Genomic DNA, 18,765 nt, shown 5'->3' with positions numbered 1-18,765 from the left:
GTCGGCCGGTCGCTTTTGGGGCGGCCGGCGCGCAGCATTCAGAACTCGCGCCACAGCGCGAATCTCAGGCCTGGCCTGTCCCGGGCGGCGTTGCGCTCGACCCCGATTATCCAGGTGTTGGGGCCGCTTTCGGATCGAAACATCGCCGAGGGTCGCGCGCTCCAATAGAGCGGGCGGCCAGGTACATAGGACGTTTCGATCTGGAGCAGGGGATTGACCCGACGGTGCGACGACAAACCCACTGTCAGGTCCAGTTTTCGGATCAGAGCGTCATGGCTTCGGTACTCCAGCGCGGCATCAGCCGCCAGCCAGCCACTGCCATATCGGGCCTGAAATCCTTTGCCCCAAGACAGGGTTGCCTTGTACATCGCCCATGCGCGGGTTTCACGGTGATGCGCGCCGACACCCAACTCGGCCGCCAGACGCCCACCGTTGGAAAATTCGGCAACCGGTAGGCGCGCAAACACCACGGCGTGACCGTAGAGTTCTTGATGCTCTTCCGCGTCCAAACCCAGCGTCAGATTTGGGCGCATTCCCCATTCCCCATAGAGCGAGGACTTGAAGCGGATGCCCTTCCCGGGCTCGGAAAACGCCGTCAGGGCCAACGATGTGAACGAGGCGCCTTCTTCACGAAGCCATGCCCCGGCCAAGGCCGGAGTCGAAAACACAAGACTTGCACACAGGAAGGCGATCAGGCGGTCCATTTGCGCAGGATCATCAACCTTGGTTAACGGAAGGTTAGCGCACGGTTCATTTTTCGGAAACTTTTTCGCGCCAGTTCAACGAAAGGCAAGACGTTTGAAAAACCTGTGCTAGGCTTGGGTCAGACAAGGGAGATGACCGATGCCGAAGATATCAAAAGACGCCAGTGTTCAGACCGTTATCACCACTTTCGAAATGACCCCCGGAACCTGTCAGGACCTGCTGGAAGCGTTGACCGACGCCTATGCGAACTTCATTTCCAAGCAGCCCGGTTTTGTCGCGGCCGGACTGCATGTCAACGATGCCCAGACCCGAATCGCGAACTATTCGCAGTGGGAGCGGCGGGAAGACTTTCTGGCCATGCTGCGAACGCCTGAAATGCGCGAGCGCAACCGCAAGATCAACGAATTGTGCAAAAGCTTCGAGCCGGTGATGTACGACGTGGCCGAAACATTTGACTGATCCTGACCTGAATCAAGGTCAGAAGACTTTGGCTACTGCTATCTGAACGCGAAACTCAAGGAGACGCCAGCCATGTATCACAATATTCTTGTCCCGATTTCCTTCGATGCCGAGCGTGACACGTCGGGGCCGCTGAAACTGGCCAAGCTGTTGGCGACGCCAGATGCCAAAGTGACCCTGTTGCATGTTGTCGAGCATATTCCGGACTACGCAATCTCTTACATGCCGGCCGAATACCTGACCGAAGCGCGGCGCGCGATCCAGGATGAGCTGAACATTCTGGCCGCCAAGCTACCGAACGCCAAGGGCGTTGTGGTCGAGGGCCATTCGGGGCGCACGATTCTGGATTGGGCGGAAACCAACAAACCTGACCTGATCATCATGGCGTCGCACCGACCGGGGATGCAGGATCTGTTGCTCGGCTCGACCGCGACACATGTGGTGCGCCACGCCAGTTGCGCAGTTCACGTCGTTCGCTGATTTGATGGCGGGCAAAGGTCTTCGCGTGTCATCTTCCACGCTTTGCCGAACCCGCCATTGAGAAGCCCATCGACAATCTCGAAACGCACAAAACGGAAATCTGCGAAGTCGATATATAGTCCGGCCTTCGGACGCTGTGACAAGTAGCTTGCCCGAAGCGCGGTATGCTCCTCGGTCGCCCGTGGGATCGGGCGCGCCGTGCAGTGCAGGGTCAGCCGGGGATGGGTCAGTGGATCACCTTTGTCAGCGGGCTCGCCGATCAGCAACGCGCAGGCCGGATTTGCCTCCAACGCGCGTGAGTGCTCCGCCAGATCCGAGATCAGGGTGAGCGGCCATCCAGCACTGTCGGTGGCCAGTGCGATGCGGCTGATCGACGGCAGTCCGTTGTCCGGATGTACCACGGCAAGCGCAGCAAAACGGGCCTGCGTGATAAGATCAAGGGCCAGTTCCCGCGCAGTCTCGTCGACCGGTTGAAATGGGTTTCGAGTGTTCACGTGGCGCCCTCGCTGGATTGCGTCATTCCGATGCCTCGGCTTTGCCACATAGTTGGTGTATCGCCAAGTTTATGAAGCTGAAGACAACCGTATACAACGAACCCGCACCAGATCCGCGCTTGGCACGTCGGCAGCGTAAGGCTGATGCCCTGCGCCGACATGCGCTGTCCCCGCTGCGCATTCTGCTGATGGTGCTGGCCCTGCCGCTGACGACGGGGATGATCGCGCTGGGTGTATATCTCCGGACCTCGGATCTGGAGCGGACCGAAGCCGTGATGCACCTTGTGGCGCTGGCTGGTTGCGACGCGGCACGCTCCGTTGGTCTTGGACCGATGCGCGAGGGACAGCTTGGATACCACAAACGCAACGACCCTGACGGCGACGGGATCGCATGCGAGTCCAGTGTCCGCGCCGCAACGCGGTCGGCTGTGCCGGTCCAGGCTCCTGCGTCCACGCAAAGCGCGGCGCCCAAACCGCGGGCTGTCGGAAACGCCAAATTTGTCCGCCCCTGACGGTCCTTGAAGACACCTATCTTCATGGTTGAACCTTTTCTCGCACATGATCGCGTTGCCTGTGTCCCTGCGTGATTTGGGCAGGACGTGGTAGGATCATAACGTCCGCTGGCAGTTTGCCGCGGTTCGGGGTCTGGACCCCATGCGAGGGAGGACAACCATGTTTGCACGCGTTACCCAGTTCAAGATGAAGCCCGGCACCCGCGAGGCCGCCACGGCCCGAATGAACGATCTTAAGGATCAGATCATGGGCATGCCCGGTATGCACTGCTTTACGAATGTGATGAACGAGGATGGCAGCGGCTATGTGATCTCGGTCGTCGAAAGCGAGGCGACATCAAACGCAAACGCCCCCAAGGTTGCCGAGTTGTGGGGCCAGTTTGCCGAGTATCTTGAGGGGCCTCCGACGCCGATGGGGTATGATGTCATCGCCCATTGGGACAAGGGGTGACATCGGCCGCCACTCGGGGATGGCCGGATGCCTTACAAGATCACACCGCGTATTGCCGCCGAGCTTATCTCGCACGAAGCGATCGTGCGCGAGGCCTATCTGGATTCCGTTGATGTCTGGACCTGGAGCGTGGGGATCACGTCGGCCTCGGGCCACACGGTCTGGCCGCGTTATCTGGACAACCCCCAGACCTTGCGGCGCTGTTTTGAAGTGTATGAGTGGGCCATCCGCACCAACTATCTGCCTGCGGTGGAAACGGCCTTTGCCGGCCACGCCCTGACCGAGGCGCAGTTGGGCGCGGCCTTGTCCTTTCACTACAACACCGGGGCCATAGACCGGGCCGTTTGGGTGCGCAGATGGAAGGCCGGGGATGTGGCCGGTGCTCGACGCGCGATCATGTATTGGCGGCGGCCGCCTGAAATACGCCCACGGCGGCGCAAGGAGCGCGCTCTGTTCTTCGATGGCGTCTGGTCGGGCACCGGCACCGGAACCGAGTACCAGGTGCGAAAACCGTCCTATCGGCCAGACTGGTCCAGCGCGGCAACGGTGCAGATCGGCGACGTTCTGCAAGACCTGTTCGGTTAGGCCCGACAGGTCATGCTTGCTTGCGAAATCCTTGCCGGACGGTCAGGATCGGCGTCATGACCCGGGACGAATTCAACACCTTCTGCGCCTCTCTGAAGGCCACAAGCCACGTCGTGCAGTGGGGCAATGCGGATGTGTGGAAGGTGGGCGGCAAGGTGTTCGCGATCTGCGGCTGGAACGACGGCACGGACGCCTTTACCGTCAAGGCCACCGACCTGGCCTATGAGGTGCTGCAGGATCAGCCCGGCATCCGGCCCGCGCCTTATCTGGCCTCACGCGGCATGAAATGGCTGCAGGTTTACGACGAACGCGGGATGAGCGATGCGTCCCTGCGCGACCACATCGTGACGTCCTACGAGATGGTCGTGGCCAAGCTGACGAAAAAGATGCGGGCGGAACTGGGGCTTTAACCCTTCATCGCCTGCAGCAGTTCGATCAGCCGCTTGCGGTCATCGTCATCGGCATAATCGCCCGCGGCCAACCGTTCAGCGATGCGCAGGCGCAGGCGCTCGTGCTGGGTGCGCACTTCCTCGCCTGCGGTTTCGGCCAGCGTCTTCATGATCACCGCCACCGCCTGCTGCCGCTTGGTGGTGGGGTTGGCGATGTAATCGACTAGGCTCTGCTGCCCGGAATCGAGGATGTTTTCGGCCAGCGCCCGCAACTGTTCGCCATTGGGCAGCAGCGGGGCGGGGGTGCCTTCGGGCGGCAGGATCTCGGGTGCGCTACGCGGGGTTTCAGCCAGGGCGTTGGCGCCGTCGACGAAGGCCTCGGTGATCATCCGGGTGATCTTGATCGCGCGCGGGTCCTTGAACAGGGTCGAGGCGATGGCCACGCCGTAATCGGTATAGACCCAAGGGTTGACCCGCCGCCCGCCGCGGCCTTTGGGCTTTGAAATCACATTCCGTGATATCAAATCGGCCACCTCGTCGTCGGTCAGTTGAAAGCGGTAGCCCTCGAACAGGTCCTTGTTGCGCGAGACGGCCTGATTGAAGGCGCTGACGGATTTTCCGTAGAACCGCGCCAGATCCTCGGCCAGCACCACGCGGGTGCCGCGCACCCGGTGAATGGCACTTTGAACCTGATGCGTGGAGGGCAGGGTGTTGGCGTTCGTCATGGGAACCGTTTGGAATCACAATTTGTGATTTCAAACGTGGAGGAGGGGGCGCTGAGCTGCAAGGTAGAAGTGAAGGGATGTTTAAAGATGGAGCCTCACCAAATCACGCACTCAAAAATCCGAAGTGACGGATTGGAAACCCATCTTAAGCTTGCTGACATCAGTACGGATGCGTGTTACGATCAAACAGTTGGTTAATAAATTGCGAGAAATGCGTGAGACACTCTAAGATCTTACTTTTCTGTGCTTTTTCGCTCTTAACTTTCGAGGCTGATGCGGCAGAAGAGCGCAACGAGGATGACAAAAAGGCTATTTTGTCGTGCGAAGAGTTGCAGAAAAAAGTAGACAGCAATGAGCAACTAAATACTGAAGAAAATGACATCTGGATATTTTGCGGCCCCGGAATGGGTTTTCCTATTCAACCAGATGGTGTTCCCGGTGGCTTGCAGGCGCATCAACCTCCTACGGGATTCTTTGACCGGAATTGGCGTTTGTTTCCAGAGTTTGGGTTGGGAGGCGAAGCTTGATAGGTATTTCGACAATGCTTGCCGCATTAGCAAAGGCAGGCAGTTTGTTTCTTTTGGCAATAGTCTTTGCGGTGCTGATTTACTCCGTTCTGAAACTTTTCCAAACCAAATTTGAACTAACGGAAAAAGAAATACGAATTTGTGCTGCGATAGCAGTTGTTTTTGGATCGCTTGCTTTGGCTGCGGGAGTTTTACTGGGGGCATCTAGGGAGAGTGCGGCTGATGCGCTTATCCCAGCGTTGATTACGTTCATTGGGGGTATAGCGGTTTACCTCATCGGAACCACTGCTGCGAATGTACTAAGAATAGGGGTGTCTGTAGTTTGTTTTTCGTTTTTGTTGATTGTTGGGACGACGCTTGGCTACTACGAGCGTTACGAAAGTGATCTCCAAGCATTGGAAGACCAATATGACCTTCGCATTTTGAAGTGGAAAGCGGACGTCGAATACAGAATTAACACCTACCGAAAAAACAAAGGACTGGGACCCGCATTCTAAGAGATAACGGCTCAGTTTATCTCTTCCGCCGCTTTACATTCCCACCCCGCTGCCCCGGCCGCCCGGCTGTTGACCGCCCCTGTGACCGGACCGCGTCTTCCGAGGCCTTCTCGACCGCCCATTGCCGCGCCATGGGGTCGTCGGCGACGGCGAGGTCGACCGCTTCCAGACGCTTGATCTCATCCCGGATGCGGGCGGCTTCTTCGAATTCCAGGTTCTCGGCCGCTTTGCGCATCTGCTCGCGCAACCCGTCCAGATGGGCCTCCAAGTTCGCGCCATGCATCGGTTTGTCGATGGTGGCGGTGACGCGGTTCATGTCCACGTCGCCGGCATAGAGACCGGCCAGAACGTCCTCAACATTCTTCTTCACCGTCTCGGGCGCGATGCCATGTTCCTCGTTATAGGCGATCTGCTTGGCGCGGCGGCGGTTGGTTTCCTCCAGCGCGCGCTCCATGCTGCCGGTGATGCGGTCGGCATACATGATCACCCGGCCCTCGGCGTTGCGGGCGGCGCGGCCGATGGTCTGGATCAGCGAGGTTTCCGAGCGCAGGAAGCCTTCCTTGTCCGCGTCCAGAATGGCGACCAGACCGCATTCGGGAATGTCGAGCCCCTCGCGCAGCAGGTTGATGCCCACCAGCACGTCGAACGCCCCCAGCCGCAGGTCGCGCAGGATCTCGATCCGCTCGATTGTGTCGATGTCGGAATGCATGTAGCGGACCTTGATGCCCTGTTCGTGCATGTATTCGGTCAGGTCTTCGGCCATGCGTTTGGTCAGCGTGGTGACCAGCGTGCGGAACCCCTTGGCCGAGACCTTGCGTACCTCGTCCAGCAGGTCGTCGACCTGCATCTCGACGGGGCGGATTTCGACCTCGGGGTCCAGCAGACCCGTGGGGCGGATCACCTGTTCGGTGAAGACTCCGCCGGTCTGCTCCAGTTCCCACTTGGCCGGCGTGGCGCTGACGAAGACCGACTGCGGGCGCATGGCGTCCCATTCCTCGAATTTGAGGGGGCGGTTGTCCATGCAGGAGGGCAGGCGGAACCCGTGTTCGGCCAGTGTGAACTTGCGCCGGTAGTCGCCGCGGTACATGCCGCCGATCTGCGGCACGCTGACGTGGGATTCATCGGCAAAGACGATGGCGTTGTCGGGGATGAATTCGAACAGCGTCGGGGGCGGCTCGCCCGGTGCGCGGCCGGTCAGATAGCGCGAGTAGTTCTCGATCCCGTTGCAGACGCCGGTGGCTTCGAGCATTTCCAAGTCGAAATTGGTGCGCTGTTCCAGCCGCTGCGCTTCCAGCAGTTTGCCCTCGCCCACCAGCTGGTCGAGGCGCTGGCGCAGCTCCTTTTTGATGCCGAGGATCGCCTGCTGCATCGTCGGTTTCGGCGTGACGTAGTGCGAGTTGGCATAGACGCGGATCTGCTCCATCGTGTCGGTGCGCTCGCCGGTCAGGGGGTCAAACTCGGTGATCGCCTCCAGTTCTTCGCCGAAGAACGAGAGTTTCCACGCGCGGTCTTCCAGGTGGGCAGGCCAGATTTCCAGGGAATCGCCCCGCACCCGGAAGCTGCCGCGCTGGAAGGCCTGATCGTTGCGGCGGTATTGCTGAGCCACCAGATCGGCCATCACCTGCCGCTGGTCGTATTCGTTCCCGACCTTCAGATCCTGCGTCATCGCCCCGTAGGTCTCGACCGAGCCGATGCCGTAGATGCACGAGACCGAGGCCACGATGATGACGTCGTCACGCTCGAGCAGCGCCCGGGTGGCCGAGTGGCGCATCCGGTCGATCTGTTCGTTGATCTGCGATTCCTTCTCGATATAGGTGTCGCTGCGCGGCACATAGGCTTCGGGCTGGTAGTAGTCGTAGTACGAGACGAAATACTCGACCGCGTTGTCCGGGAAGAAGCCTTTGAACTCGCCGTAAAGCTGGGCCGCCAGCGTCTTGTTGGGGGCCAGGATGATGGCGGGGCGCTGGGTTTCCTCGATCACCTTGGCCATGGTGAAGGTCTTGCCGGTGCCCGTGGCACCCAGCAACACCTGATCGCGCTCGCCGTCCAGGACACCGGCGGCGAGTTCCTTGATGGCCGTTGGCTGATCCCCGGCCGGTGCAAACTCCGTATGCATGACGAACCGCTTGCCGCCCTCAAGCTTCAGGCGGGCGCGGACATCGTCCACGGTCAGCTGGGTTTTGTCAGAATGTGCATAGGGCATCGGCAGGCTCCGCTTGGGCTTCTTACATTTGTTCTTATTTTGTCCGCATGCAACCCCTGCAGCGCCGGTCATTTGCATGGCCCTGCGGCATTTGCAATCTTGTCCCCGCCCGCACTCTGACGCATAAACGGTCGCGACCAACCGAGTATGGAGAGGCGACATGCGCGCACGGATTTACCAGCCTGCAAGAAATGCGATGACGTCGGGTATGGCCAAGACCCGCAAATGGGTTTTGGAATTCGCGCCTGCGTCGGCGCGCGAGGTTGATCCGCTGATGGGCTGGACATCGTCTTCTGACACGCAATCCCAGGTTCGCCTGAAGTTCGACACCAAGGAAGAAGCGTTGGACTATGCCAAGGATCATGGCATCGAAGTTCTGGTCAGCGAACCGCACAAGCGCAAACCCAACCTGCGCCAGCGCGGGTATGGCGAGAATTTTGCAACAGACCGCCGCGGTCCCTGGACCCACTGAATGATTGACATCCGCGAAGCGGATCCGACTTCGGCTGCCCTGCGGCCGGTGGTCGAGGCGCATTTCGCGCACAGCGAAACCGCGGGACCCGCCGAAAGCAATCACACGATGGATGCCGAGGCGCTCTCTGGGCCGGGTATTCGGTTCTGGGCCCTGTTTGACGACGACGAGCCTGTGGGGTGCGGCGCATTGAAGGCTTTGCCGGACGGGACGGCCGAGGTGAAGTCGGTCCATATCCTGGCCAAAGCACGTGGGCGCGGTTTGGCGCGGACGATGATGAACCACCTGGCCGAATGCGCACGCGCCGACGGAATCTCTGCTCTGGTTCTGGAAACCGGCGCTGCCCATCTGGCCGAGTACGACGCCGCACGCAAACTCTATGAAGCGTTGCGATACAGCTATTGCGGTCCGATCTTTGGGTATCGGGACGATCCCAACAGCGCGTTCATGCGCTTGGCTCTTGAACCCCGGCCCTAAACCGATCAAGAAGGGCCCAGCGGTCCCGTAGCTCAACTGGATAGAGCAGCTGACTTCTAATCAGCAGGTTGAGGGTTCGAGTCCTTCCGGGATCGCCAGTTCCTGATCCTAGTGACGTTCGACATCCAAAGTCCGTTTTTGCGACAAAAAACGGTTTTTTGAATTGAACTCGAATCTGCTTTGTTTTTAGCGCAGTTCTTTCAACAACTTGTGCGCCGTGTAGCGGTTCGTTCATTCCGGCCGGGTTCGATGGCGCAACCCAATCAGGATGCATTGACACGCAGCATGTTAGATGTTCCCTAATCGTTCCACAGGTTCCGGAACCTTTCACACCCATCAGCCCCGCCCGCCCCGGCGGTGTGGACACCAGCGCGGCAAGCCCTGTCGCGCCACGAAAGGATTCTGCGATGCCCCGTGCCACGACCACGATTCCATTCCATGCGCTGCGGTTCGAAGACGACCTGCCGACGCTGCACGAGGTCGAGCGGCGCCTGAAGACATTTCTGCGCGGCCTCCGCAGGCAACGCCAGGCGGCCCAGACCGGTGACGATGAAGACGGCCGTGACAAGATGGATCAGTTCTTCGACTATCTGAATGAGGCCGATCGGCGGAAGATCCGGCGTCGCGCGCACCGCTACGTGCAGCGGCTGGACGCCCTGTCCGGCCTGTCTCATCTCAGCGAGGAGAACCGTGCGAAGCTGACGCCCTTGCGTGGCGGGCTGCCGGTCACCCGCATCACCACCGAACACGAGGCGGATGAGATCGCCGCCGCGCTCCACGCCGAGATGCCCTGGATGGCGCCCGCCAGCGAAGCCGTCTGGCACGGGCTGCGGGCCTCGGCGCGCGAGGGCCTGCCGGGTGTCCGGTTCACCCCGCTCGTCCTGATCGGCCCGCCCGGCATCGGCAAGAGCTTTTGGGCCCGGCGGCTGGCCCATCATCTGGAGGTGCCCGCGACCAAGATTGACGCAACGGGCGAGCCGGCGTCCTTCGCGCTCACCGGATCCCAGCGCGGCTGGGGCAGCGCCCACGCGGGCAAGCTGGTCAACACGGTCTTGAACAGCCGGCATGCCGGACCTCTGGTGATCATCGACGAGATAGAGAAAGCCGACGAGGTCCACTCCAACAAAGGCACGCGGCACACGCTGACGGACGCGCTCCTGCCGCAGCTGGAGCGGATGACGGCAGCAACCTGGGAATGCCCGTTCTTCCAGGTCAAGATGGACATGTCCTGGGTCAACTGGGTGATGACGGCGAACAGCAGGCAGGGCCTGCCGGAACCGTTTCAAAGCCGCTGCGTGGTGCTGGACCTGCCGGATCTGACCACGGGGCAGCTAAGGGACTTCGCCATGACCGAAGCCGCGCGGCGGAACCTTCCCGCGCCTGCTGTCGACGCCCTTGCCGCCATCTTCGAGACCGGTGCCGTCAGGCAGAGCCGCCCAAGCCTGCGCTCCGTCGCCCGGATGCTCGACCGCGCCGAGACGCTGGCGATGCGCCCCTTGCTGCATTGAAGACACCGCCCTGACCCATGTGACCATTCCGTACCAGACCGGCCCCCCGTGGTTCTTGGCGACCTGCATTTCGCCCGCTATCAGCGCCATGGGCTCGATCCGATCAAGGCCTGGGGGCTTGAGGACATCCTGTGGGAGGCCGATGTGCTCACCTTGGGAAAACGGCTGCTGCGAAAGCTTCAACGCACGGTTCCGCGATGAACTGCACAACGGCGAGCTATTCTACGGCCTAAGGAAGCCAGAATTCTGATCGAGTAATGGCCTGTCCACTACAACGCCGTCAGGCCACACAGCTCACTGGGCTACTGTCCGCTCGCGCCAGAATGCATCGTGCCGGTGGACCAGAGGCCGATAATGTACCAACAATCAAACCCCACCACCCGACGGGGGCACGCCAAGTGCCTCAATTAGACAAGCCACAAAACAAGGCAACATGCGATTGATCCGAGGGACAGGCTCCCAACAACCAACTGCAAGTGGAAGCGAGATGCCGGTTGGGCGCTGTGTGCTTCCAATCGGGAATACACGCGGCGGGCGTTCATCCAGGCTCCCCAATAGATCAGCAGCGAGATCAACACAAAAAGAGTGGCTGCGGCTTTCGCCAGCCACTCGGGCTCGACGGCGGAAAATACGGCCTTGAGCCCAAGGGCGATGGCTACGCATGCCATTCCGGTTCTCATCCAGCCTGCAAATGTGCGCTCATTTGCCAAAATCGTGCGGTCTTCGGCCCAGTCGGTCCGCTCCTCGGCCAAGTTTTGGCTTTTCGTGTTTTTTCCAGACATTGCCGCCCTTTGGACTGGTCACCAGATTGAAATGTGCAGGCTTGCCGGTTTTTCGGCAAGCCTGCGCAAGACCTTAAACGCGCACGGTTGGGTCGCAAAACGACACACGCGCCCGGGCACCCCGTCAGCTTGATTTGGAGATCGCCCGCAGCATCCACGCTGCCTGCTCATGAAAAGCCGAACGTTCGGTCGCCAGATCTTCGGTCACGACGTCTTTGCGGCTTCCTGCAAGCTCGGTCAGGGCGTGCAGGCGGTGCGCCACTCGTTCGTGATCAGCAGCCAGATCTTCGATCATGTCGGCGGCGGACAGGTCCCCTTCGCGATCTTTGATGGCCGAGAAATCGAGGATGTCGGACATACGCGAGGGTGCCAGATGACCCAGCGCGCGGATGCGTTCCGCGATCTCATCAGCGGCGGCGAACATGTTTTCGTACTGTTCTTCGGTCAGCTTGTGAATCGAATAGAACAGCGGGCCTTCCACGTTCCAGTGATACGCATGTGTCTTGAAGGTCAACCGGTAGGTATCGGCCAGAACATCAGCCAGACCCTTGGCCAAGGGCGCGGTGTCGCGCACGCCAGTGGAAACGGGGTTTTCGTTCGGGACAACGTTCAATGCGTCGGTCATGACAACTCCTTTTTTCTACTGGGGAAGAAACGCCCAAAGGCGGATTTGGTTCCACTTTCGGCGGAAAAATCAGGTGACGGTGGGCATCCCGCCATCAGCCGAATAGTCGACCGACACCCGCAGCAAGGTCGGAACGGCGACGTCAGCCGCCGCCTGCAGCGCAGGAGCAAGTTTGCTGTGACTTTCGATATCGTGGTAGATCCAGCCAAAGGATCGGGCCAGTGACTCCCAATCGGGGTTGCCGAAGGAAAACTCGCGCGCACCTGGCTGTTTTTCGTCGATCAGACCATAGCCGTTGTCTTCCCAGATCAGAACGGTAATGGGCACGCACAACCGGGCCGCCGTCTCCATCTCCTGAACGTTCATCAGGAAGTCCCCATCACCGCAAACGGCGATTATCCGACCCTCGTCCAACAGACGGGCAGCTTCGATCGCTCCGGGCAGCGCAAGGCCCATACCGGCCAGGCCGTTCGGAATGATGATTTGACCCGCCCGGCGTGCTTGAACCTTGCTGGCGACCCAAAGCTTGTGCAGGCCTACGCCAGACAATAGAACGTCGCTTTCGCGAAGCGTTTCGGAAATCGCGTGACAAATGTCCGACGGCGCGATGCAGTCGGCATTGGAAGCTGTTGCTCCACCTTCCAGCGAGGCGTCAATCCTCCGCTGGAGATCTTTGAACCAGCTTTGCGTGGGACGTTCGGCCGTGGCCTTCGCCAGAACGTCGATGCAGTGCGGAAGGTCGCCTGTTAGAGCGGCCTTTACCGGCCAGTCCACATCAACAGTCGAGGCCACGTCCGAGATCTCGAGAACCGGCTTCTTACCGCCCATCGAAATATTCGAGGGCGGATATTCAACTGGGTCAAACCCGATGGCAATGATCAGGTCGCACAGGTCGAAGGCTTCAGACGCCAATTCCTTGCCCGGCTGACCGATCGAATGCAGCGAGAGCGGGTGCCCCGGAGGCAGAACGCCTTTGGCCATGAATGTCGTGACGACCGGGGCAGACAGGCTTTCCGCAAGTGCCCGAACGTCGCTTGCGGTGCCGGATCGGATCACCCCGTGTCCTGCAAGGATCAAGGGCTTTTTCGCCTCAGCCAGCAGGCGCGCGGAACGGATGACCGCATCGACTGCCGGTCGTACCTCCGCTGGCGGCGGCGCCACGAAAGGTTCGGCCAGAATCGGGACCTCGGCCAGATCTTCGGGCAGGGAAAGATGGACGGCTCCGGGTTTGTCGAGCTTGCTCAACCGCACGGCCTCGGCAACGACTTGGGGGATTTCATCCGCGACCATCAGCGTTCGGCTCAACTTGGTGACTGGCGCGAAGAGCGCTTCGAGATCAATGATCTGATGGCTTTCGCGGCCCAGCCTGGACCGCGCGCCTTGCCCCGTGAGGGCGATCAGCGGCACATGGTCAAGCGTAGCGTCAGCCACACCGGTGACAAGGTTGGTCGCTCCAGGTCCAAGCGTCGAAAGGCAAACCGCCGGGTTCCCCGTCAATCGACTGTGAACCGATGCCATGAACGCCGCCGATTGCTCGTGCCGGCACAGGACGAAGTCGATGCTCGACTTGTCGATTGCGGCGATCAGATCGGTTGTTTCCTCACCCGGAACACCGAATGCACAGGTGACGCCGTTGGCCTCGAGGCAGGCAATCAGCAATTCGGCGGCGGTTTGGGTATGGACGGCATCTTTCATAGGGGTTTGAACCTCGGGGTACTGTTTCAGGGAGTGCGGATGCGCCGGGGCTTACCCACGGATCAGCCGCAAGATCAGCGAACCGATGAACAGGACCAGAAAGATCACGAAAAGGATCTGTGCGATACCGGCCGAGGCCGATGCGATGCCGCCAAACCCGAAGATGCCAGCAACGATAGCAAGTGCGAAAAAGATCAGCGCCCAAGACAACATGGGATTTCCTTTCATTTTTGTGACTACTGACGGGTCAACGCTTGGAACCCCAGATTCGTTCCGGATCATTTTGGTGGAACCTTTGGCGACCGCCCGCGTTGGGTCGATGAAAGGAGATCTGACATGACACAGAAAACGGCGAAGAAGGCCCCTCAGGACACTCCGCATGTCGAGATGGCGGCGCGGATCGACGAAGTGGCCAAGGAGGCAAAATCAGCGTTGGAAGATGGCGTAACCGCAACGCGTGACACGTTGAAGACGGCGCGCGACGAGGCGAAAAAGCAGCTGACACAGACATCCGAGAAAAGTGCCGCATTCGTGCGCGAGAACCCGGGCTTGGCAATGGTCGGAGCGTTGGGCGTGGGTGTCCTGCTGGGCCTCGCGTTGCGCAAGGCGGACCGCGGTTAGAACACGCGGTACACCGCGACCGATATGGGCATCGAATACGTATTGCCGGCCATGCTCGGCTTGGGTTTGGCCGGTCTACTGATCTGGTTTTTCATCAGGAATCGCTGACAGCGCTATTCGTCACTGCCACGCCAACCAGCCCGCCATCCCAACGACCCAAAGCGCCTCAGCCGCGCTTTGGGTCTTCTTCTATTTCGGGTTTGATCTGGGCGTAGGCCAGCATCGTGAAGACAGCGGTTCCTCCGATGATGTTGCCGGCGAGAACGGGTAGGAAAAAGCTGAAAACGGCTGCGCCTACTGGCAACTGCCCCTGAAGCATCAGAACCGCCATTTCCACCGATCCGGCAACGACGTGGGTAAAGTCACCGGCCGCAATCATCCAAGTGAAGATGACGATGACCAGCACCTCGTTGTTCTGTGCCGAAGGCAGCATCCAAACGATCGCCGCAATTAGGATTCCCGCCGGTATTCCGCGCAGAAAGCCAACCCAGGCGCCCATGCCGGTGGCGTGGTGGCTCAGGTCGTTGATGACCGAGACGAGCTGGGGCGACAACACCGGCGTATGGATCAGGAAGGCAGATATCGCAAACGCCCCCAGCACATTGGCACCCAGTACGATTGCCCACAGCCTCGCGGTTTTGGTGAAGCAGGCAACGGACGGATTTATCATGGCTGGAACAACAGTCGTAATCGTGTTTTCGGTGAATAGCTGCATCCGCCCCAAAATGACCAGGACAAAGCCGAGGGAATAACCCAGGTTCTCGATCAGAAAGCGCCCGCTGGTTTCGGGCAGATGTGCTCGCAAGATCGCTTCGCCGAGCACCGAAAAGCTGATCAGCACGCCTGCGGCAATCCCGGACCAGAACAACGCTTTGGTCGGGCGGTCCAGTTCCTCCTCGCCGTTTTGGCGGATGGTCTCGAATATCAGGCGCGGAGACAGGCCGGACGCTTCTTCGACCGCTTCGCGCTCACTTTCTTTCTCGACAAGATCTTTTCGCGGCGCTTTGATTTTATCGGACATTTTGACCCCATGTATCGACCTTCAAACCCAACGTTCTGCCGGTCGTTTTGGTTCCGTCAGGTACAAAGTTCCTCAAACCTTCTGAAAGAACTGGGATCACGCCCAGATCTTTGTCGGGAACTTTCGGCTACCTATCGCGTTGTTTCCTCGTAGGAACAACGACACGTAATTCGAAAGGAACTTCGGTATGGTGGAAGTATATGGCATTGGCGGTCTGATCGTCCTGGTTTTGTCGATCTGGGCCATAATCTCGATCATCGGTTCGTCTGCGACGAACGGTGCGAAAATCCTGTGGGTCCTTTTCGTTCTGTTGCTTCCGGTCATCGGATTCATCTGCTGGCTGATCTTTGGCCCGAAGGCCGCGCGCAGCGCGATCTGATCAGTTCGAAAATTGTTAGTACAAAATCAAAGCGCGGCATCGGCCGCGCTTTTTTCGTTCAAGGATATTGGGGGCACAATGCGCCCTGCGCCGACTCACCCAGGATCTGAACCGACCTTCAAGCCGTTCCCACTGAAATCGATGGATGCGATCTTGCGTGCAAGATCTGCGGCCGTGAAAGGCCGTATCAGAGCCGCGCATTCAAATTGCGCTTGCACCTCGGGGGACGGGTCCAGCAGCAACAGTGCACTGCCGCGTTCAACCAACAGCCGCGCGACGGCGTCAAATGACGTCTCACTTCTGCGATAGCTCAGAACGCTCAGGGCCGGGGCGAATTCGGGGTCCTGCCAGAAATGCCCGCCCGCGTGCAGCTCGCGGATATGGACAATGCGATCGGGCGAAACTCCGGGGATGGCGTCACTGATGTCCGCTGCTTCGATAAAGTTTTCCGTAACAATAAAAACATCTGCTACGCTGCGGGAAGAGGCTTCCATAAATACCATCCTGAAATCTGTTCGATGCCACCGTAGGGCAATCCTGCAGCGCCGCAATAAACTATGACACAGAAACGAAAAATTTCTCTGATCGCATGTGCGGACTGTCCGCTGAGGCAGATGGATGTCTTCCTGCCGTTCTCGGGAGACGACCTGCGGTTCATGCAGAGGTTCAAAACCGGCGAGATGCAGGCCGAACCCGGAACACAGCTGTTCATCGAGGGTGCGAAATCCGCGCATCTGTTCACGGTTCTGAGCGGGATAGGCGTTCGTTACAAAACGCTGGAAAACGGTCGCAGGCAGGTCATCGGCTTTGTGCTTCCAGGCGATCTGGTCGGGTTGCAGGCTGGGGTCATGGGCGAGATGCGGCACTCGGTCGAAGCGACAACCGCGATGCGGCTGTGCGTTTTCAATCGCTCTCGGCTGTTCGAGTTATATCAGAACCAGCCTGATCGGGCCTTTGACCTTACATTCCTGGCAGCCGTCGAAGAGCATTTCCTGGGCGACGCCCTGACAACCGTTGGCCAGCGCGGCGCGATCGAGAAGATCGCGTGGAGCCTGCACCGCTTCTACACAAGGTCGCAGGCCGTCGGATTGGCCAAAGGCTTGCGGTGTCCGCTGCCCTACCGGCAGCAGGATCTTGCGGATGCGTTGGGCTTGTCGCTGGTTCACACGAACAAGACCCTGCGCCGGCTGAAGGATCTGGGCCTTGCCGAGTGGTCCAACAATGTGCTGCAGATCAACGATCTTGAGGGTCTGGCCGAGCTTGGCTTGGTCGAAATCACCGAGGCCGTTCCACGACCGCTGATCTGATCGCGGCGGATGGACGGGAATTAAAGAACCGCCGACCGAAAAATCGGCCGGCGGCTTGATCACATGCTTTGCGACTGAGGAGCCGTTTACGACCCTTCGTAGGCCGGCATGTCCTTCAGCATCTCCTTGTCCGCGTGAACGAAGGCATAGGTGGTATCACCATCGACTTCACGCATCAGCGACACGCGCGAGAAATCGATCAGAACATCCTTTTCCCCCAAGCCGAGGAACCCGCCGACGCCGATCACGGCACCATCGACCGATCCGTCCATGTCAACGACGACCTCTTCGATCTCGCCGATCCACTCTTGCGAGACGTCATAGACGCGCATGCCGGTCAGATCTTCGGCCGGGATGGTGCCTTGGGCAACGGGGACATAACCCTCGATGTCGATGGTGGTGGGGTCGACTGCATCGGCCACCTGCCCAGCTTTTTCGCTGATGTACTCACCGGTTGCTTCGGCTGCCTGGTCGACGTCTTCCGCCGTGTTCTGCGCAGCGTTCTTGATATCCTGCGCGGTATTCGACAGCGCATCACCGGCTGCCTCGGCTGCCTCTTCCAGGTTCTTGCTGACTTCTTCGACATTCGAGCTTTCTGCATAGGCCGATGCCGACATCACCAGAACGATCGAAGTTGTGGTCAGAAAACGTTTCATAGCTCACTCCTTTGGTCTGTTCTGACCGCATTTCCCGCGGTCTTGTTGAACAAACGAATGACGCCGCGACTTGTTCCCAAAAGAATGCAAAAATATTTGTTTTAAAAAGAAAAAACCGCGCATCTGCGCGGTTTGATAAGCCGTGTCCAGATACTCAGACCGGGTGCAGCGGATCGGAAGATCTGGACAGAACCATGTAGTGTTCGTCGTCGGGAATATTGCGTAACTCGGCGAATGGAAAACTCAGGATATCTGGTCGCCCGTCGATCAGAAGAAACCGCAGTGCCTTGGTGTCAGGGTCGAACTCAATATCCTTGAATCTGCCCAACTCACCAGTCGGTTCGAACACGGGGTTGCCCTGCAACTTCGTAAACCATCGGAAATTGCTACCGGGTGGCGTGGGTTGGGGGCGTTGGCGGAGGGCGTCATTCAGGACCGCCCCCATCACAACCGGTGCAATCGCGTTGCCGAACGGCCCTATGACCAGGGGCGGCAGGCCTTCGATGGCCACTGCAAGGGGATCTTCGTCGTCTTTGCGCTGATGAAGGTGATCCAATTGTTGTTGGGAGAACGCGCACTCTATCTCGCTTGCGCCAAGATCGAGCGTATCGGCCGTGAACGCCACCGGGTCATTCCCCCCGGTCATGCTCAGATTGACCAAGACGTACTCCAACTCGGTCTGCCCAGCGCGGATGGCGATATCGGAAACGCGACCAATTGCGTGGTCGGTTCCAGCTGAGACAACGGGCGTGTTGATGAGGTCAGACAGCTTCATGCGCTCGTGATTACCTTTGGGGTCGGTCTTGGGAGTGTGTGGGGCGCCGTTGGTTTGACGCCACCCCACGCGATATGTGCATCCAACTTTGCGCTACATGTCCTTCATCAGGCGATCCACGATTTCCCGAACGTCCTCTTTCGAGTCTCCGTATTTCTTTTGGATGATGCCTTCCAGTTGTTCGCGATCGCCGCGCGCTTGTTCGATTTCGTCATCAGTCAGCTCGCCGAAACGCTCGATCAGCTTGCCTTTGAATTCGGTCCAGCGTCCAAGAATTTGGTCCCAGTTCATCGTAATTTCCTTTCGATTGCTTCGTCGCTGTCAGTGAAACGCGCCAAACGCGAGCTGGTTCCGGGCGGCGGCGTTTTTTCTGCAACTGACAACGTGCAAGGGCGATCTGACGGTATCCGAACTGCGTCA

At 59.3% G+C, this 18,765-nt stretch carries 28 protein-coding genes, 1 tRNA gene and 1 pseudogene; 17 read left to right on the top strand and 13 right to left on the bottom strand.

The annotated features are described in order from the left end of the window. Positions 1 to 38 precede the first annotated feature (38 nt). Positions 39 to 704 (bottom strand): hypothetical protein, encoded by a 666-nt coding sequence (locus tag AC2FML_RS15175; protein WP_170445689.1) that lies wholly within the window; start codon positions 702 to 704, stop codon positions 39 to 41. A gap of 139 nt (positions 705 to 843) precedes the next feature. Between AC2FML_RS15175 and AC2FML_RS15170 the strand changes: the two genes are divergently transcribed. Beyond that, positions 844 to 1,164 carry an antibiotic biosynthesis monooxygenase family protein gene (locus tag AC2FML_RS15170; RefSeq protein ID WP_093963400.1) on the top strand — a complete coding sequence of 107 codons (321 nt, stop codon included), beginning with the start codon at positions 844 to 846 and terminating at the stop codon, positions 1,162 to 1,164. 72 nt (positions 1,165 to 1,236) lie between these two features. Further along, positions 1,237 to 1,644 carry a universal stress protein gene (locus AC2FML_RS15165; protein ID WP_093963399.1) on the top strand — a complete coding sequence of 136 codons (408 nt, stop codon included), beginning with the start codon at positions 1,237 to 1,239 and terminating at the stop codon, positions 1,642 to 1,644. Here AC2FML_RS15165 and AC2FML_RS15160 read toward each other — a convergent pair. Next, entirely contained in the window at positions 1,629 to 2,138 is a 510-nt protein-coding gene (locus AC2FML_RS15160; protein ID WP_170360263.1) for a pyridoxamine 5'-phosphate oxidase family protein, read from the bottom strand. The genes AC2FML_RS15165 and AC2FML_RS15160 overlap by 16 nt on opposite strands. A gap of 119 nt (positions 2,139 to 2,257) precedes the next feature. Between AC2FML_RS15160 and AC2FML_RS15155 the strand changes: the two genes are divergently transcribed. The 4 genes from AC2FML_RS15155 to AC2FML_RS15140 all read left to right on the top strand — a co-directional run bounded on the left by AC2FML_RS15155 (position 2,258) and on the right by AC2FML_RS15140 (position 4,096). Then, positions 2,258 to 2,650: an excalibur calcium-binding domain-containing protein gene (locus AC2FML_RS15155; protein WP_254435647.1), complete on the top strand. Its 393-nt coding sequence runs from the start codon at positions 2,258 to 2,260 to the stop codon at positions 2,648 to 2,650. A 160-nt stretch (positions 2,651 to 2,810) separates the two neighbouring features. After that, positions 2,811 to 3,101, top strand: coding sequence for an NIPSNAP family protein (locus AC2FML_RS15150; RefSeq protein WP_170360267.1), 291 nt, complete (start codon positions 2,811 to 2,813; stop codon positions 3,099 to 3,101). Positions 3,102 to 3,128: 27 nt separating this feature from the next. Then, complete coding sequence (locus AC2FML_RS15145; protein ID WP_170343256.1) at positions 3,129 to 3,686, top strand: lysozyme; 558 nt, start codon at positions 3,129 to 3,131, stop codon at positions 3,684 to 3,686. 56 nt (positions 3,687 to 3,742) lie between these two features. After that, a complete protein-coding gene (locus AC2FML_RS15140; RefSeq protein ID WP_496783777.1) occupies positions 3,743 to 4,096 on the top strand; it encodes an MmcQ/YjbR family DNA-binding protein in 354 nt (117 codons plus the stop codon). Here AC2FML_RS15140 and AC2FML_RS15135 read toward each other — a convergent pair. After that, complete coding sequence (locus AC2FML_RS15135; RefSeq protein WP_496783776.1) at positions 4,093 to 4,800, bottom strand: ORF6N domain-containing protein; 708 nt, start codon at positions 4,798 to 4,800, stop codon at positions 4,093 to 4,095. The two genes, AC2FML_RS15140 and AC2FML_RS15135, sit on opposite strands and share 4 nt — an antisense overlap. Positions 4,801 to 5,015: 215 nt before the next feature. Here AC2FML_RS15135 and AC2FML_RS15130 point away from each other — a divergent pair, with 215 nt between their 5' ends. Then, positions 5,016 to 5,327 (top strand): hypothetical protein, encoded by a 312-nt coding sequence (locus AC2FML_RS15130; RefSeq protein WP_170460830.1) that lies wholly within the window; start codon positions 5,016 to 5,018, stop codon positions 5,325 to 5,327. After that, the gene (locus AC2FML_RS15125) at positions 5,324 to 5,824 is read left to right on the top strand and encodes a hypothetical protein (RefSeq protein WP_170460828.1); all 501 of its coding nucleotides are present in this window, start codon (positions 5,324 to 5,326) and stop codon (positions 5,822 to 5,824) included. The genes AC2FML_RS15130 and AC2FML_RS15125 overlap by 4 nt, the downstream gene beginning before the upstream one ends. Positions 5,825 to 5,840: 16 nt before the next feature. Here the strand turns inward: AC2FML_RS15125 and uvrB are convergent, their stop codons facing one another. Beyond that, positions 5,841 to 8,027, bottom strand: coding sequence for an excinuclease ABC subunit UvrB (uvrB, locus tag AC2FML_RS15120; protein WP_496783775.1), 2,187 nt, complete (start codon positions 8,025 to 8,027; stop codon positions 5,841 to 5,843). Between the two features lie 160 nt (positions 8,028 to 8,187). Between uvrB and AC2FML_RS15115 the strand changes: the two genes are divergently transcribed. From AC2FML_RS15115 to AC2FML_RS15090, 6 genes and pseudogenes are all read left to right on the top strand, one after another. Then, positions 8,188 to 8,499, top strand: a complete 312-nt coding sequence (locus tag AC2FML_RS15115; RefSeq protein ID WP_093963390.1) for an ETC complex I subunit — start codon at positions 8,188 to 8,190, stop codon at positions 8,497 to 8,499. Next, the gene (locus AC2FML_RS15110; RefSeq protein WP_170343251.1) at positions 8,500 to 8,976 is read left to right on the top strand and encodes a GNAT family N-acetyltransferase; all 477 of its coding nucleotides are present in this window, start codon (positions 8,500 to 8,502) and stop codon (positions 8,974 to 8,976) included. Positions 8,977 to 8,997: 21 nt separating this feature from the next. Then, positions 8,998 to 9,074 (top strand) — tRNA-Arg (locus tag AC2FML_RS15105). A gap of 309 nt (positions 9,075 to 9,383) precedes the next feature. After that, positions 9,384 to 10,484 carry an AAA family ATPase gene (locus AC2FML_RS15100; protein WP_496783774.1) on the top strand — a complete coding sequence of 367 codons (1,101 nt, stop codon included), beginning with the start codon at positions 9,384 to 9,386 and terminating at the stop codon, positions 10,482 to 10,484. A 48-nt stretch (positions 10,485 to 10,532) separates the two neighbouring features. Next, positions 10,533 to 10,685 (top strand): hypothetical protein, encoded by a 153-nt coding sequence (locus tag AC2FML_RS15095; RefSeq protein ID WP_244952476.1) that lies wholly within the window; start codon positions 10,533 to 10,535, stop codon positions 10,683 to 10,685. Beyond that, positions 10,633 to 10,895 (top strand): annotated as a pseudogene (locus tag AC2FML_RS15090) (integrase core domain-containing protein); the annotation flags it as partial. The gene AC2FML_RS15095 and the pseudogene AC2FML_RS15090, both read left to right, overlap by 53 nt. Here the strand turns inward: AC2FML_RS15090 and AC2FML_RS15085 are convergent. From AC2FML_RS15085 to AC2FML_RS15070, 4 genes are all read right to left on the bottom strand, one after another. Further along, positions 10,892 to 11,266 (bottom strand): YidH family protein, encoded by a 375-nt coding sequence (locus AC2FML_RS15085; RefSeq protein WP_170360284.1) that lies wholly within the window; start codon positions 11,264 to 11,266, stop codon positions 10,892 to 10,894. The pseudogene AC2FML_RS15090 and the gene AC2FML_RS15085 sit on opposite strands and share 4 nt — an antisense overlap. Before the next feature lie 124 nt (positions 11,267 to 11,390). Then, entirely contained in the window at positions 11,391 to 11,891 is a 501-nt protein-coding gene (locus AC2FML_RS15080) for a Dps family protein (RefSeq protein WP_170360286.1), read from the bottom strand. Between the two features lie 69 nt (positions 11,892 to 11,960). After that, the gene (locus tag AC2FML_RS15075; RefSeq protein WP_496783773.1) at positions 11,961 to 13,586 is read right to left on the bottom strand and encodes an acetolactate synthase large subunit; all 1,626 of its coding nucleotides are present in this window, start codon (positions 13,584 to 13,586) and stop codon (positions 11,961 to 11,963) included. A 51-nt stretch (positions 13,587 to 13,637) separates the two neighbouring features. Further along, positions 13,638 to 13,799: a DUF1328 domain-containing protein gene (locus tag AC2FML_RS15070; RefSeq protein WP_093961673.1), complete on the bottom strand. Its 162-nt coding sequence runs from the start codon at positions 13,797 to 13,799 to the stop codon at positions 13,638 to 13,640. Between the two features lie 123 nt (positions 13,800 to 13,922). Between AC2FML_RS15070 and AC2FML_RS15065 the strand changes: the two genes are divergently transcribed. Beyond that, the gene (locus tag AC2FML_RS15065) at positions 13,923 to 14,207 is read left to right on the top strand and encodes a hypothetical protein (RefSeq protein WP_496783772.1); all 285 of its coding nucleotides are present in this window, start codon (positions 13,923 to 13,925) and stop codon (positions 14,205 to 14,207) included. 166 nt (positions 14,208 to 14,373) lie between these two features. Here AC2FML_RS15065 and AC2FML_RS15060 read toward each other — a convergent pair whose 3' ends face one another. After that, positions 14,374 to 15,228, bottom strand: coding sequence for a formate/nitrite transporter family protein (locus AC2FML_RS15060; protein WP_170360292.1), 855 nt, complete (start codon positions 15,226 to 15,228; stop codon positions 14,374 to 14,376). 187 nt (positions 15,229 to 15,415) lie between these two features. On the opposite strand from AC2FML_RS15060, the gene AC2FML_RS15055 reads away from it, so the two are divergent. Further along, complete coding sequence (locus tag AC2FML_RS15055; RefSeq protein ID WP_496783771.1) at positions 15,416 to 15,607, top strand: PLD nuclease N-terminal domain-containing protein; 192 nt, start codon at positions 15,416 to 15,418, stop codon at positions 15,605 to 15,607. Between the two features lie 95 nt (positions 15,608 to 15,702). Here AC2FML_RS15055 and AC2FML_RS15050 read toward each other — a convergent pair whose 3' ends face one another. Further along, a complete protein-coding gene (locus tag AC2FML_RS15050) occupies positions 15,703 to 16,110 on the bottom strand; it encodes a hypothetical protein (RefSeq protein WP_496783770.1) in 408 nt (135 codons plus the stop codon). A gap of 54 nt (positions 16,111 to 16,164) precedes the next feature. On the opposite strand from AC2FML_RS15050, the gene AC2FML_RS15045 reads away from it, so the two are divergent. Beyond that, positions 16,165 to 16,914, top strand: a complete 750-nt coding sequence (locus AC2FML_RS15045) for a Crp/Fnr family transcriptional regulator (RefSeq protein ID WP_496783769.1) — start codon at positions 16,165 to 16,167, stop codon at positions 16,912 to 16,914. Positions 16,915 to 17,000: 86 nt separating this feature from the next. Here the strand turns inward: AC2FML_RS15045 and AC2FML_RS15040 are convergent, their stop codons facing one another. From AC2FML_RS15040 to AC2FML_RS15030, 3 genes are all read right to left on the bottom strand, one after another. Next, a complete protein-coding gene (locus tag AC2FML_RS15040; RefSeq protein ID WP_496783768.1) occupies positions 17,001 to 17,570 on the bottom strand; it encodes a PRC-barrel domain-containing protein in 570 nt (189 codons plus the stop codon). A 154-nt stretch (positions 17,571 to 17,724) separates the two neighbouring features. After that, the gene (locus AC2FML_RS15035) at positions 17,725 to 18,345 is read right to left on the bottom strand and encodes a PRC-barrel domain-containing protein (protein ID WP_496783767.1); all 621 of its coding nucleotides are present in this window, start codon (positions 18,343 to 18,345) and stop codon (positions 17,725 to 17,727) included. Between the two features lie 93 nt (positions 18,346 to 18,438). Further along, positions 18,439 to 18,636, bottom strand: a complete 198-nt coding sequence (locus tag AC2FML_RS15030; protein WP_170365257.1) for a CsbD family protein — start codon at positions 18,634 to 18,636, stop codon at positions 18,439 to 18,441. Between the last annotated feature and the right edge of the window lie 129 nt (positions 18,637 to 18,765).

It is taken from the genome of Ruegeria sp. BHSC029 (genome assembly GCF_059613085.1).
The sequence above is the reverse complement of the archived record's forward strand: the minus strand, read 5'-3'. Positions and strand labels throughout refer to the sequence as shown.

Coding starts and splice junctions, on each gene's coding strand:
- AC2FML_RS15035 (WP_496783767.1), bottom strand. CDS start 18,345: ATGAAGCTGTCTGACCTCATCAACACGCCCGTTGTCTCAGCTGGAACC.
- AC2FML_RS15110 (WP_170343251.1), top strand. CDS start 8,500: ATGATTGACATCCGCGAAGCGGATCCGACTTCGGCTGCCCTGCGGCCG.
- AC2FML_RS15115 (WP_093963390.1), top strand. CDS start 8,188: ATGCGCGCACGGATTTACCAGCCTGCAAGAAATGCGATGACGTCGGGT.
- AC2FML_RS15100 (WP_496783774.1), top strand. CDS start 9,384: ATGCCCCGTGCCACGACCACGATTCCATTCCATGCGCTGCGGTTCGAA.
- AC2FML_RS15170 (WP_093963400.1), top strand. CDS start 844: ATGCCGAAGATATCAAAAGACGCCAGTGTTCAGACCGTTATCACCACT.
- AC2FML_RS15070 (WP_093961673.1), bottom strand. CDS start 13,799: ATGTTGTCTTGGGCGCTGATCTTTTTCGCACTTGCTATCGTTGCTGGC.
- AC2FML_RS15165 (WP_093963399.1), top strand. CDS start 1,237: ATGTATCACAATATTCTTGTCCCGATTTCCTTCGATGCCGAGCGTGAC.
- AC2FML_RS15045 (WP_496783769.1), top strand. CDS start 16,165: ATGACACAGAAACGAAAAATTTCTCTGATCGCATGTGCGGACTGTCCG.
- AC2FML_RS15145 (WP_170343256.1), top strand. CDS start 3,129: ATGCCTTACAAGATCACACCGCGTATTGCCGCCGAGCTTATCTCGCAC.
- AC2FML_RS15075 (WP_496783773.1), bottom strand. CDS start 13,586: ATGAAAGATGCCGTCCATACCCAAACCGCCGCCGAATTGCTGATTGCC.
- AC2FML_RS15175 (WP_170445689.1), bottom strand. CDS start 704: ATGGACCGCCTGATCGCCTTCCTGTGTGCAAGTCTTGTGTTTTCGACT.
- AC2FML_RS15030 (WP_170365257.1), bottom strand. CDS start 18,636: ATGAACTGGGACCAAATTCTTGGACGCTGGACCGAATTCAAAGGCAAG.
- uvrB (WP_496783775.1), bottom strand. CDS start 8,027: ATGCCCTATGCACATTCTGACAAAACCCAGCTGACCGTGGACGATGTC.
- AC2FML_RS15040 (WP_496783768.1), bottom strand. CDS start 17,570: ATGAAACGTTTTCTGACCACAACTTCGATCGTTCTGGTGATGTCGGCA.
- AC2FML_RS15135 (WP_496783776.1), bottom strand. CDS start 4,800: ATGACGAACGCCAACACCCTGCCCTCCACGCATCAGGTTCAAAGTGCC.
- AC2FML_RS15065 (WP_496783772.1), top strand. CDS start 13,923: ATGACACAGAAAACGGCGAAGAAGGCCCCTCAGGACACTCCGCATGTC.
- AC2FML_RS15080 (WP_170360286.1), bottom strand. CDS start 11,891: ATGACCGACGCATTGAACGTTGTCCCGAACGAAAACCCCGTTTCCACT.
- AC2FML_RS15085 (WP_170360284.1), bottom strand. CDS start 11,266: ATGTCTGGAAAAAACACGAAAAGCCAAAACTTGGCCGAGGAGCGGACC.
- AC2FML_RS15150 (WP_170360267.1), top strand. CDS start 2,811: ATGTTTGCACGCGTTACCCAGTTCAAGATGAAGCCCGGCACCCGCGAG.
- AC2FML_RS15050 (WP_496783770.1), bottom strand. CDS start 16,110: ATGGTATTTATGGAAGCCTCTTCCCGCAGCGTAGCAGATGTTTTTATT.
- AC2FML_RS15055 (WP_496783771.1), top strand. CDS start 15,416: ATGGTGGAAGTATATGGCATTGGCGGTCTGATCGTCCTGGTTTTGTCG.
- AC2FML_RS15060 (WP_170360292.1), bottom strand. CDS start 15,228: ATGTCCGATAAAATCAAAGCGCCGCGAAAAGATCTTGTCGAGAAAGAA.
- AC2FML_RS15140 (WP_496783777.1), top strand. CDS start 3,743: ATGACCCGGGACGAATTCAACACCTTCTGCGCCTCTCTGAAGGCCACA.